The organism is Methanosarcina mazei S-6, assembly GCF_000970205.1.
GTDB lineage: Archaea > Halobacteriota > Methanosarcinia > Methanosarcinales > Methanosarcinaceae > Methanosarcina > Methanosarcina mazei.
On record NZ_CP009512.1, the window covers coordinates 1173869 to 1186490 of the forward strand.

The following is a 12622-nucleotide window of genomic DNA, read 5'->3' on the forward strand; positions in this document are numbered from 1 at the left end:
AGAAACATTGAAATTTAATAAAGCCTGAATTGTTTTCAGGCTTCATCGTATCCTATTTCTTCTTTTGTAAGATAGCAAGCCGGGTCATCCGCCCATACGTTTCCGTATACTGCTTCGGCTCTTACCCTGAAGTTTCCGTTGCATACATCAAACCATTTGCATTTTGCACATCGGTCTCCGTTAGCCTGGATGAGGGGCTTCCTGTACTTGAGCCCTGCCATAAGTTCGTCACTGAGGTCGGTCCAGATCTCGCTGAAAGGTCTTTCCCGCACATTTCCGAAGGAGTAGTGCCTCCAGAACTGGTCGGCGTGGACCGAACCGTCCCAGGAAACGCATCCTATCCCTATTCCTGAGGAATTTCCCTGGTTCATTGAAAGGAGCTCAAAAATTTCGGCAGCCCTTTCAGGGTTTTCTTTCAGCATTTTCAGGTAAATGTAGGGGCCGTCGCAGTGGTTGTCCACGGTAAGTACTTCTGCAGGGAAGCCTTTTTCGTGCAGTTCCCTGGTCTTTTGCATGATCAGGTCAACAGCCTTTCTGGAATCTTCAAGAGAGAGGTCTTCATCCACCATTTTCGAGCCCCTGCCGGCATAGACAAGGTGGTAAAAGCAGATCCTGGGGATATTTTCTTTCTCAAGAAGGTCAAAGATCGCAGGAATATCCTTTACATTTTGTTTGTTGATTGTAAAGCGAAGACCTACCTTTATGCCTTCTTCCTGGCAGTTGTACAGGCCCCTGAGAGCCGCATCAAAAGCTCCAGACATGCCCCTGAATTTATCGTTAGTCTCCCTTATGCCGTCAAGCGAGATCCCCACATAAGAAAGCCCGACTTCCTTTAGCTTTTTTGCCAGGTCCTTATCAATGAGGGTGCCATTTGTTGAGATTACAGCTCTCATACCTTTTTCGCGGGCATAGGCTGCAAGTTCGGGCAGGTCCTTTCGAATAGTGGGCTCGCCACCCGAAAAGAGCATAACCGGGGACCCAAAAGCTGCAAGGTCATCGATAAGGGCTTTTCCTTCTTCTGTTGAGAGCTCGTTTTTGAACTCTTCATCCTTTGCCTGAGCGTAACAGTGGACACACTTCAGGTTGCAGCGGCGGGTCATGTTCCAGACCACAACCGGCTTTTTATCTTTTGAAAACTGCAGAAGGTGAGAGGGGAGCTTCTTTGAGTCCCTTCCATAACGAAGGGCGTCAGAAGGTTCCACGGTTCCGCAGTAAAGTTTTGAAATTCCTATCATATTGATCCTTAAAAGTGAGATTGTTTTCCAGAACCAGATTGTTCCACAGAACTATAATAAATATTGTTTTTTAACTGGAAATATTTTTAACCGGCTCTGGAACCGACTTTTCAGAACTCTTTCTTCATAGCCTTTATAAGGGCTTCAAAGGTGAACTCATCAGGGATCACGTTTGCATTGACCCCGTGTTTTTTCAGGGTATTTCCTGTCGGAGTCCCAATTGCGCCCACAACAGCCCTGCTGAGAATTTCTTTTACAGCTTCTGAAGCTCCCAGGTTTTCTGCGTGCTTCATAAATCCCCTGACCATCATAGAGCTTGTAAAGGCAAAGGCGTCAACCTCTCCCGAAAGGGTGCGCTCTATGAGCTCTTTCTGGGCTGCTCCTTCAGGGATGCTGAGAGTATATACATGGGTCTCGTAAACCGTTGCCCCACATTTTTCAAGGCCGTCTATTAAGAGTTTTGCCCCATAAGCGCTCCTTGCAAGGTCAACAGTTTTTCCTTTCACTTCAGGACAGAGAGCTTCTACGATTCCCTCGGAACTGTAATCCGCAGGCATGAAGGAGTTCTCAATTCCTATTCTCACAAGCTCTTTTTCCGTGTTGGGACCGATTGCTATTACTTTTCTTTTTTTAAGGGCTGTGATGAAGTTTTTCTTTTCATCTTCCGTTAGTTTATCCAGTGTGAAAGTTATCCCGTTTGCACTTGTGAAAACAACGTAGTCCGAAGTCCCGTCAATGACCCTCTGAATAAAAGGCTCGAAACCGTCATCTTTTATGCCTTCAAGCTTTATCATCGGGACACATAAAGGCTCAAATCCATAGTCCCTGGCAATAGCTTCGGATTTTTCGCGGTAACTTTCCGGCCTCATGATCGCAAGCACGGGAATTTTCTCTTCTGCCATATTTCTTTCTCCTGTCACTTCAGCAAGTTAAAACTCAGCCCCTGTAAGCTGTTCCCCTAGAATTTCGTGCAGGTTAACTACCTCTCCTACGACTGTGATGGCAGGGGCTTTTACTTTTCTCTCTTCCGCCAGGTCGGCGATATTTTCAAGGGTGCCCACGGTTACCCTCTGGTCAGGCCGGGTTCCCCTTTCAATGACTGCCACAGGGGTTTCAGGGTCTTTGCCGTGCTTTATGAGCTCTTCTGCATTTCGCCTGAGCATCTTTACGCCCATGAAGATTACAATGGTTCCGTTAAACTTTGCCAGAGTCTTCCAGTCGAGTCCGCTTTCTTCCTTTGTTGGGTCTTCGTGGCCGGTTATGAAAGTAACCATTGAAGTGCTTTCCCTGTGGGTTACAGGAATTCCGGCGTAGGCAGGCACTGCGATTGCGGAAGTGATCCCTGGCACGACTTCAAATTCTATACCTTCTGCTACAAGTACCTCGGCTTCCTCTCCTCCTCTTCCGAAAACGTAAGGGTCTCCCCCTTTCAGGCGGACTACCATTTTACCCTCTTTTGCTTTCCGCACAAGTACATCGTTGATCTCAGACTGAGTCATGGTATGGTTGCCCGCATATTTTCCTACATCAATTTTTTCTGCGGTTTCCGGCATTGAGCTTAAAATTGTTTTTCCCGGAAGCTGGTCATAGATTATGACTTCAGCACTGTCGATCAGCCGGCGGGCTTTCAGGGTAAGAAGCTCAGGGTCACCTGGACCGGAACCCACAAGATAGACTTTTCCGTAATTTCCTGACATGTAACAACGGTTCCTTTTTTCTTTATTTATAATTGGTGATGGATTCTTCTTTGATGAATAATTCTCTTCATATACACCCAGGGAGATTATTCGTACCCGAATGGAATTTTTCCATAGCAGGCAGCTTCTGGGGAAGGTAAGATTCTTAGAAGAGATGTTAACAGAAATGCAAATCTGTAGGTTTTAAAGAGCTTTTATAATAAATAGTATCCCATCTTTATGCAGATTTATTACATATCTTCTATATATTATATCTCATATTTTTGTAATTCAATATCAATCACACCTGTTCACTGCGTATACTGAAAAAGTACCTGCAGATGGGCAGGAATCAATAAATACCCCTGATGTAATTATGAGTCCTTTATTACCAGCCAGTTTATCACAAATGGCCGTTTTATCATAAATGAATGGTCATCACATCAGTATTCAGCATAAATCAGTGAGTTCATCATGCTTCGCATTATTTTTCTCGGCACTGGAGGCTCTCTCCCGACCCGCAACAGAAACCCGTCTGCAGTGATTGTCAACCTGAAAGGGGAGCTCCTCCTCTTTGACTGTGGTGAAGGAACCCAGCAGCAGATGATGAGGGCAAAGACAGGAATGATGAGCCTGTCTTCTATTTTTGTCAGCCATTTTCATGCTGACCATTTCCTCGGGATTCCCGGCCTTATTCAAACAATGTCTTTCCTCGGCAGGAAAGAGCCGCTGACGATTTACGGACCTGAAGGGACAAAGGAGTTCACCGAGGTTTTTAAGGTCCTTGGATATTGCAACCTTAAATACGAAGTCAGAGGTGTCGAACTGAGTCCTGGGGACATTGTGGAAGGAAAAAATTATGTGGTCCGTGCTCTGAAGACCGAACACAGCACTCCGAGCCTCGGGTATTCTCTTATTGAAAACCCCAGGCCCGGACGTTTCAACAGGGAAAAGGCAGTAGAGCTTGGAGTTCTTCCTGGACCTCTTTTTGCGAAACTGCAGAAAGGCAACCCTGTAGAAGTAAATGGAAAGCTTGTAAAGCCCGAAGAAGTTGTGGGAGCTCCAAGGCCCGGAAGGACGGTTGTATACTCAGGAGACACCCGGCCCTGTGAAGCAGTGCTCGAAGCCAGCAGGGATGCTGATGTCCTGATTCATGATGGCAGTTTTGCAGACGAGATGGCAGGCTGGGCGGAAGAATCCATGCATTCGACAGCAGGCGAGGTTGCATCTCTCGCTAAAGAAGCCGGAGTCAGGCAACTTGTCCTTACCCATATCAGTTCACGTTATACTGATGATGTGGGACCTATCCTGAATGATTCGAGAAAAGTATTTGAAAATGTTATTGTAGCCGAAGACCTGATGGAACTTGAAGTCCCTTACAGACCTGATTGAGTCCACTGCTGAGGATATTAATAATTTAATTTTTAGAAACAAAGATTGAGATTCAGGTTACAGGATTTAAAAAGTAGATTCCAGGTTTAAAAAATGGGTTACAGGATTTAAGGTACAGGATTTAAAAAATAGGTTACAGGATTTAAGGTATATGATTTAAAAAGTCGATTCCAGGTTTAAAAAGTAGATTAAATCTCTCTTCAGGAAACAAACCTGTAGAAAGAATCTTTATTTTATCCGGATTACTTCCCGGCTTTACCATCACCTGTTCAAACAAGTGTCCAGTCAAGCGGTTTGTCTTCAGAGTTGTAGAGTGTAACTCTCATGGTCTTATCTTCTATTTCATAAATCGGCCTGATTCCAAGATAAAATGTGTCTCCAGGGTTTATTTCAATATCCCCGTTAACCCTTCCGAAGTACACCCTTCCTTGTGTGCCTTTTTCTTCAACTGTCACACCTTTCCAGGCCAGATTCTTGATCACACTTATAACACTGCACTCAAAACGGTCGACTTCACGTATTTCACTCATGGGAATCCCTTTTAAATCTTGTTTCGGATATCGTTAAGACTTTACTGAAATATGGTTTCTGATAGAAAATAATGATCTCCATACATAAAACTATCCCAGAGGATTCAACGGAAAAAGTATCTTTAATTTTTTTAAATTTTATAAAAAATAATACATAAGAGAGGTGTCTGAAAAAAATAAAATATAAGAGAGGTGTTTGAAACTTTTTATAAAAAGAAATAGAGGACACTTCTCTTTAATTTATACGTACAGGTTATACGTATAGGTGGGTCGGGTCCGGCATGAAATCTTTCCTGCCCAGTCTTGCAAGGGCTTTTTCAAAGTCTTTGCCGGTGACAATTTCCCTGTCTTCGATAATTGTCTGGTGCAGGGCGGTTTTAAGGATTTTCTCGACAATATCCCTTCCGGAAAGCCCTTTCGCTTTCTTTGCGAGTGCCTGAAAATCACACTCTTCGACACCCAGAGGGAAAGTTTTCACATTTGATTCCAGTATATGGACGATTTCTTCTTCTCCCGGAAGGACAAACTCTATTTCCTCTTCAAACCTGCTCCTTACTGCAGAGTCCAGGGAATTTATCCGGTTTGTCGAACAGATGGTACAGACTCCGTCGCGTTCGATAATCCCATCCATTTCTGTCAGGAGGGCATTTACAATTTCGCTGACATCCCCTCTGAGCTCCTGAAACCTTCTGTCAAGGGCTATTGCATCAAGCTCATCAATGAAAATTATGCAGGGAGCCATCTCCTCTGCCCTGTCATACAGCTGATGGATCTGGCGGGCTCCGTCTCCCACATATTCTCCTATCAGCTGGGTGGCTTTGACAGGAATGAGCGGAACATCGGTTTTGTTTGCGAGGGCTTTTGCAAGCATGGTTTTTCCCGTTCCGGAGGGTCCGAAAAACAGGATGTTTCTTGGCGCCCATTTTCCGAATCGTTCGGGCTCTTCAAGGAAGCGTTCGATCAGCCTGCATTTCTGCTTTGCAAGTTCCTGCCCTATGACATCTTCAAATATGACATCGCCTTTAATCTCTGAGGAAGAAGGAATTCCGCTTTCCTCTTCGGTTACTATAATTGAAGTTGAGCTGCCTATCATGGATTCTGCGGGTTCCACATCTATAATGCGGTATGCAAAGTCAGGGAACATTCTCCTGTCAAAGAGATAGTCCCCTTTGCGGGCGACATATCCGCTCCACTGTTCCCGTGCATAGAACTCAAATACATCCCTGTTTTCAATAACCGGATACTCTTCCATCATCCCGCTCAGGGGGTATCCTTCAGGTTTCAGGATAAGAAGTTCGGATGTGGACTTCGTAAATTCGGTATTGTTTTCATGAGTCTTTTTCGCATTCACTCGTTGTGAGACTGGTCGCACTTTGTTATCAACTCGAATACTTTTCTATATCCTATACTGACATGAAGGGCTAATAAAATTAACCCATGATCCTGCCCCTGGATTCGATTGCGAAAGCCTTCTCCTAACTCTATATAAAAAAATATTCTTTGTTCAAAAATGTTTTTTCCTGGTAAATGTTTCTTCCCGGTGAACTGTTTTTCTGGTGAACTGTTTTTTTTGCTACTACTTCTGTGATGTTATTGTATTCTTTATGATCTGTAAAGTTACCGTATCCTTATGACCTGTAAAGTTACTGTATTCTTTATGTTATATCTGTAAACTATCATTGAAATTCAGGTAAACATTATATATTCAGATATTTAATCTACAGATGTGAATCCTGAATGATATCACGTTGATGTAAAATATTTATAGGAGTACGAATAAAGAACTTATTGTTTAGAACCCGACTGGATAAATGATTATGCAGGCCTTATTAATTAGCTGTTTGAGTAAAAAGGCTTTCATAAAGAGTTCTTTGCAAATTTCCTGATTTATTCGTTTAATGTATGATGAAATAAACCAAAGGGAAAGCTAATATATTAGGGCAATAATATAAATCTTTTAATTATCAAATTGAAACTATTTTCTATAATAGTGAAAGCTGATAATTAATTATCAGTATATTATCTGATTAACACATTTGTATTGTATCGTATTAATGTAGAAAGTTAAACAACGTAAAAAAAGTTAAGCATCTAAGTTGCTTCCAGAGTATGATTTGTATGTTTACTATGGAGAATACGGAAGGTTTCGACCAGAAAACTCTTGACAAAATGAACGCTGAAGTCAAAAAGAGTATGAGCAAGCACGACCCAAAGTCGAAAAATTATAAAAAAATCTGTGAACAGGTTGAGGATCAGGTTTTCGACAAGTACTGTTCTGAAATATTCAGACCATCTCTTAAACTTTAAACCTTGCCGCTGGATAGCACTTATCCCGGTAAGTTTTTATTTTTCTTCTATTTTTTCTTCCATTTTTTTCCACTTTTCCTTCTATTTTTTTCCACTTTTCCTTCTATTTTTTTCCACTTTTCCTTCTATTTTTTTCCACTTTTCCTTCTATTTTTTCTTCCATTTTTTTCTCTTTTTCAGTTCTTGCATACCCGGAAGCCAATTATTTTTAAAAATATTTGTACTGCCTATTATACATTATCCGGAATTTCATCCTCTGCTATCTTACTTTTTTTGAACGTTTCTGTCTATTGAGAACTTTTTTATATTCAGGACTCTTATTTTCAGTTATGATTTCTTGCAGTAAAAATAGAATCCTGAGTTTATTTCTGGTTATGCTTTTGCTTGTTTCTTCGGCAGGGGTAGCTTCCAGTGCCGGTGATGTTAAACCTGCCAGCACCTTTAAAACTTCTGTTAATTCCAGTGCAGAGAACGATCTTTATTCCGAATTAAGCGCGCAGATGGAGCTTTACAACGAGAACTTTGATAATGTGCCCTCGCTTGTTCAAAGGCTGGTTGGAAGTGAAGAGATTGCCGGGAGAATCAAGCTCAACAATGGTGAGATGCTCTATGTAACCTTACTTATGAACGGTGGAAAAGTAGGAGACTTTTACAGATATGATACTCCTAACGATCCTAATTCTAAGTTCGGTCCTACCATAACCGTTGAATCCGATGAAGACACAATAAGAGAGATCCTTAATTCGGATGACCGGTTGAGAAAATCTGTAGAAAAAATGAACGACGGATCGCTTAAGGTAGAAATAGAAGGTTTTTTCCGAAAAACCGTGCTCTGGAGCATAAAGCAGCTATATTCGTAAGCGGACAATATATTTATGAGTTTCAAAAAGTCAAATCAGTATATAAAACCGGTTCATGGACTAAACTCAAAAACGAAATAAACTTCAAAAATTAATACAGGAAATTTCCCTCCTTAACCTGTAAGAGAAAAGGAGGGAGTTTTCGAAACTCCTTTTTTATATCTTTTTATCGGATTCTCAGTGCTTGACCACTTCTCCGGGAACTGTGGCTCTCCCTTTTCCCATTACGACCCCAATATTTATGCTTGTATTGATGCCTGTATGCACATCATCCCCCATTATCACACCGAGTTTTCGCCTGCCCGAATCTATAATCCTTCCTTTCAGCATTACTTTTATGTTCTTTCCGTCGTGGCGGAGGTTTGCAACTTTCGTGCCGGCTCCAAAATTACAGCGGCGCCCTATAACACTATCACCCACATAACTCAGGTGACCAATATGAGTGCCTTCCATAACAATTGTATTTTTTACCTCAACGGCATTCCCTATCCTTACTTTGTTGCCTATTGCTGTTGATGGGCGGATAAAGCAGTTAGGCCCTATATCGCAGTAATCTCCTATTACCACAGGTCCTTCGATATAAGCCCCGCTCCGGATAAGTGAGCCTTTTCCTATAGCGACCTCCCCTCTTAAAGTAACGTTTGGTTCAACATTACCCCGGCAGTATCCTTTCAGGGTTTTTAAGAGGTGCTCGTTTGCTTTCAGGAGGTCCCAGGGGTAACCTATGTCAATCCAGCTGTCTCCGAGAAGGCTGTAACCTGCAGGCGCTCCACTGTCGATCAGCATCTGGATGGAGTCTGTTATTTCAAGTTCTTTTCTTACAGAAAGCTCTGTCCTGTCAATAAAGCCAAAAATTGACTCCCGGAAGAGATAAATTCCGGCGTTTGCAAGCTTTGTTGGGGGGTTTTTTGGCTTTTCAATTATCCTGATTACTCTCTCTCCTTCAGTTTCAAGCACTCCGAAATCCGAGGGATTTTCTACCTCTTTTACGCAGATAACAGCTTCCTCTTTTCTTTCAAGCAGGGATTGTAAATCAGATTTTTCTATGAGCATGTCTCCGTTAAGCACAAGGAATGCTCCTTCAACGTGCCCTCTGGCATAGCCTATGGCATTTGCAGTCCCTAGCTGCTCTTTCTGCTGCACGTACTCAATGCTCACTCCCCATCTGCTTCCGTCCCCGAAGTGAGTTTTTATCTGATCTTCCAGGTATCCTGTAATGAAGACAAAACCTTCAATGCCTGCTTCAACAGCCGAATCAAGGATATGTTCGAGTACGGGTTTGTTTGCTACCTGAAGCATCACCTTCGGGCAGTCGGAAGTAAGAGGTTCCATCCTTGTGCCTTTTCCTGCCACAAGGACAACAGCTTTCATTTAAGCGCCTCCTTCACTATTTTTTCTGCCATCTCATAGATCCCATCCACGTTTTCCCGGGCTTCTGCAGTAATCCTGACTTTTGCTTCCGTGCCTGAAGGCCGGACAAGTACCCAGCCGTTTTCAAGTTCAACGCGGATGCCGTCAATGTCAAGGACTTTTCCAAGGGGTTCCAGTTTTGATTTTGCCCGTTTCATAAACTCGGCTTTCTTTTCGTTTGCACAGGGTAAAGCGCCTCTCTTTGTGGCATAGATCGGAAGTTCTGCCCTTAATTCACTTAATTTCTTTTCATTGACAATTTCAACAAGTTTTGCAGCTGCATAGATCCCATCCGGGCAGTAAGAGATCTTCGGGAAAATCCAGCTTCCTGAGGGCTCTCCACCGTAGATTGCTTTGCACTGCTTTATGCCCTCTGCGACATAAACGTCCCCTACCCTCGTCCTTATGATTTCCGAGCCTTCAAGGTAATCGTCTACCATAAGAGAGGTATCCACAGGCACAACAACCGACCCTTTTTTGTCCCCGCACTCAAAACGCCCGAATATTGCAAGCAGTTCGTCTCCGGAAACGAAATTGCCTTTTTCGTCCACTGCCATCATCCTGTCTGCGTCGCCATCGTGAGCTATCCCAAGGTCAGCTCCGAATGCCACAACTGCTTTTTTAAGCAGGGAAAGGTTCTGGTCATTTGGCTCGGGGTTTCTTGCCGGGAAATGCCCGTCAGGCTGGGAATTCAGGGTTATTATCTCGCAGCCGAGTTCCTGGAGGAGATAGGGGGTGATTGTACTCCCAGCCCCGCACCCGCAGTCAAGAACCACACGCAGCTTAGACTTTCCTACAAGACCCTCAATCATGTCCATGTGGTCTCTGATGGCATTCTCGTCTTCAGCAATTTTACCTATTAAGTCCCAGGTAACCCGGGAAAAGTTTTCCTTTTCTATAGCTTCTTCAATCTCTTCCTGCTGGGCTGAATCAAAAGCCATCCCATCAGGGTTCCACAGCTTTATCCCAACATACTCCGAGGGGTTGTGGGAAGCTGTAACCATTACACCACACTCGTATTTCCTGGCTGCATAAGCAAGGGTGGGAGTGGTTACCATGCCTGCTTTTGTTACGTCACAGCCTGCCGCGGTCAGCCCGGCAACAAGGGCGTGCTCTATCATGGGAGCCGAAACCCTTGGGTCTCTCCCTATTACAGCAGTCTTTTTCCGGCTTCCTAATACAAGTCCCACCTTCAGTGCAAGTTCGGGCGTAACTTCCGTATTGACTATACCTCTAATTCCTGAAGATCCGAAAAGTTTCATAAATCCCACTCCATATTTCCTGAAGTTCAATTTTTCTGAAAGCTTGTTTATGGTTTAATTAACCGATCATTTAATAGTGGTGTATTTATTCTACAGTTACACTCTTTGCAAGGTTACGGGGCTTGTCAATAGCGCAGTCCCTGGCAAGAGCAGTGTAATAAGCAAGCAACTGAAGTACGACAACACTCAAAAGGGGAGCCAGAAGTTCGTCACACGAGGGAACTCTCAGGACAACGTCAGCATATTTTCCTATTTCAGTATCATTGATATTGGCAACTGCTATTACATACGCGTCCCTGGCTTTCACTTCTTTTATGTTGCTGAGCATCTTCTCATAAGTCTGCCCTTTCGTGGCAATCGCAACCACAGGAGCCCCTTCGTCAAGCAGGGCAATAGGGCCGTGTTTCAGTTCCCCTGCAGCAAAGCCTTCGGCATGTACATATGAGATCTCTTTGAGCTTCAGGGCTCCTTCGAGTGCTATGGGGTAGCTCAGGTGCCTTCCAAGGAAGAAATAGCTCTTTGAACAGGCAAAGTTCTCAGCACATTCCCTTATCACTTCTTTCTGGTTGAGGATCTGCTGGATCTCACCCGGGACCTTTCTGATTTCCGTAATAAAACTTTTCACGTAGTCAGGACTGAGTTTGCCCCTCACGAGAGCGAATTTTACAGCGAGGAGATAAAGGAGGATAAGCTGGGTACTGAAAGTCTTCGTGGCAGCAACCCCTATCTCCGGGCCTGCCCGGGTATAGAGAACACTGTTTGCTTCTCTTGTTATTGTGCTTCCCACAACATTCGTGATTGCAAGGGTGGGGCAGTTGTAAGACATGATTTCCCGAACAGCTGCAAGTGTGTCTGCAGTCTCTCCTGACTGGGTAATAGCAATTGCGAGGGTCCCTTCATGCATAACAGGGTTTCTATACCTGTATTCGGAGCAGATGTCAATATCGCAGTGAATTCCTGCCAGCTGTTCAAAAAGGTATTTCCCCAGCAAGCCTGCGTGCCAGGAAGTCCCGCAGGCGAGAATCTGAACCCTTGACAGTTTCTTTATTTCGTCATCATTGAGGTTCAGCTCCTTTAAGTATATGGCTCCTTCAAGCTCCGAGACCTTTCCTGCCAGGGTATTGTGGATTGCGCTGACCTGCTCATGGATTTCTTTAAGCATGAAATGTTCATAACCTGCTTTTTCCGCAGCTTCAAAGTCCCACTCTATTTTTTCTATCTTCTTTTCTTTGAGTTTTCCTTCCCTGTCAAATATCTCCACGCTGTCAGGTGTCAGGACTGCGGTCTCAAAGTCATCGACAAAGATTACGTCTCTGGTATGAATCAGAAAAGCAGTCACATCAGATGCAGCAAAATTTTCCCCTTTCCCGAGCCCTATAACCAGAGGGCTGTCCTTGCGGGCAAGAACAAGTTTTCCCTGCTCGTCCGCAGAGATTACTGCAAGTGCATATGACCCTTCAATCTCTTTTAAAGCTTCCCTGAGCCCTGCAAGAAGATTATTCCGGGCTTCTTTTCCATCCGGGCTTCCATATATGTGTTTGTGCAGAAGATGTGCGATAACTTCGGTATCGGTTTCGGATTTGAATTCATAACCTTCTCCGATAAGCCGCTCTTTTAGCGCCATGTAATTCTCAATAATCCCGTTATGTACAAGTGAGATTTTTACAGGGTTTCCTCCCGAATTATGGGGATGGGCATTTTCCGTACTTGGGCGGCCGTGAGTTGCCCAGCGAGTATGTCCTATCCCGATAGCTCCTTTCAGGTTTTTCGGAATTTCTGATTCAAGATTTATGATTTTTCCCACTGCTTTGTATGTCTCAACCCCGCTTCCAAGGACAGTAACCCCTGCGGAGTCATATCCCCTGTATTCGAGTTTTTTAAGAGATTCTATTATAACCGGCGCAGCAGCATTTCGCCCTGCATACCCTACAATTCCACACATTTTTTATC

General features: G+C 43.8%; 11 protein-coding genes. 3 read left to right on the forward strand and 8 right to left on the reverse strand.

Annotated elements, in window-relative coordinates; genetic code table 11:
• Positions 1-35: 35 nt before the first annotated feature.
• The 3 genes from ahbC to cobA all read right to left on the reverse strand — a co-directional run bounded on the left by ahbC (position 36) and on the right by cobA (position 2932).
• On the reverse strand, positions 36-1235 hold the full coding sequence (gene ahbC, locus MSMAS_RS05235) for a 12,18-didecarboxysiroheme deacetylase (RefSeq protein ID WP_048046353.1): 1200 nt from the start codon (positions 1233-1235) through the stop codon (positions 36-38).
• 110 nt (positions 1236-1345) lie between these two features.
• Positions 1346-2137 (reverse strand): uroporphyrinogen-III synthase, encoded by a 792-nt coding sequence (locus MSMAS_RS05240; RefSeq protein WP_015411011.1) that lies wholly within the window; start codon positions 2135-2137, stop codon positions 1346-1348.
• Between the two features lie 27 nt (positions 2138-2164).
• Positions 2165-2932, reverse strand: a complete 768-nt coding sequence (gene cobA, locus MSMAS_RS05245) for a uroporphyrinogen-III C-methyltransferase (RefSeq protein ID WP_011032261.1) — start codon at positions 2930-2932, stop codon at positions 2165-2167.
• Between the two features lie 453 nt (positions 2933-3385).
• Between cobA and rnz the strand changes: the two genes are divergently transcribed.
• The gene (gene rnz / locus MSMAS_RS05250; protein ID WP_011032260.1) at positions 3386-4303 is read left to right on the forward strand and encodes a ribonuclease Z; all 918 of its coding nucleotides are present in this window, start codon (positions 3386-3388) and stop codon (positions 4301-4303) included.
• 269 nt (positions 4304-4572) lie between these two features.
• On the opposite strand, the gene MSMAS_RS05255 is transcribed toward rnz, so the two are convergent.
• Both MSMAS_RS05255 and MSMAS_RS05260 read right to left on the reverse strand, forming a co-directional pair.
• The gene (locus tag MSMAS_RS05255) at positions 4573-4833 is read right to left on the reverse strand and encodes a hypothetical protein (protein ID WP_011032259.1); all 261 of its coding nucleotides are present in this window, start codon (positions 4831-4833) and stop codon (positions 4573-4575) included.
• 253 nt (positions 4834-5086) lie between these two features.
• Positions 5087-6205 carry an AAA family ATPase gene (locus MSMAS_RS05260; RefSeq protein ID WP_011032258.1) on the reverse strand — a complete coding sequence of 373 codons (1119 nt, stop codon included), beginning with the start codon at positions 6203-6205 and terminating at the stop codon, positions 5087-5089.
• A gap of 746 nt (positions 6206-6951) precedes the next feature.
• Here MSMAS_RS05260 and MSMAS_RS05265 point away from each other — a divergent pair.
• Entirely contained in the window at positions 6952-7140 is a 189-nt protein-coding gene (locus MSMAS_RS05265) for a hypothetical protein (RefSeq protein ID WP_048038048.1), read from the forward strand.
• 329 nt (positions 7141-7469) lie between these two features.
• Positions 7470-8000: a hypothetical protein gene (locus MSMAS_RS05270; protein WP_048038049.1), complete on the forward strand. Its 531-nt coding sequence runs from the start codon at positions 7470-7472 to the stop codon at positions 7998-8000.
• Between the two features lie 177 nt (positions 8001-8177).
• Here the strand turns inward: MSMAS_RS05270 and glmU are convergent, their stop codons facing one another.
• The 3 genes from glmU to glmS all read right to left on the reverse strand — a co-directional run bounded on the left by glmU (position 8178) and on the right by glmS (position 12614).
• Entirely contained in the window at positions 8178-9371 is a 1194-nt protein-coding gene (gene glmU, locus MSMAS_RS05275; RefSeq protein WP_011032256.1) for a bifunctional sugar-1-phosphate nucleotidylyltransferase/acetyltransferase, read from the reverse strand.
• A complete protein-coding gene (gene glmM, locus MSMAS_RS05280) occupies positions 9368-10672 on the reverse strand; it encodes a phosphoglucosamine mutase (protein ID WP_175413366.1) in 1305 nt (434 codons plus the stop codon). The genes glmU and glmM overlap by 4 nt, the downstream gene beginning before the upstream one ends.
• Positions 10673-10757: 85 nt before the next feature.
• Positions 10758-12614, reverse strand: a complete 1857-nt coding sequence (gene glmS, locus MSMAS_RS05285; RefSeq protein ID WP_011032254.1) for a glutamine--fructose-6-phosphate transaminase (isomerizing) — start codon at positions 12612-12614, stop codon at positions 10758-10760.
• Between the last annotated feature and the right edge of the window lie 8 nt (positions 12615-12622).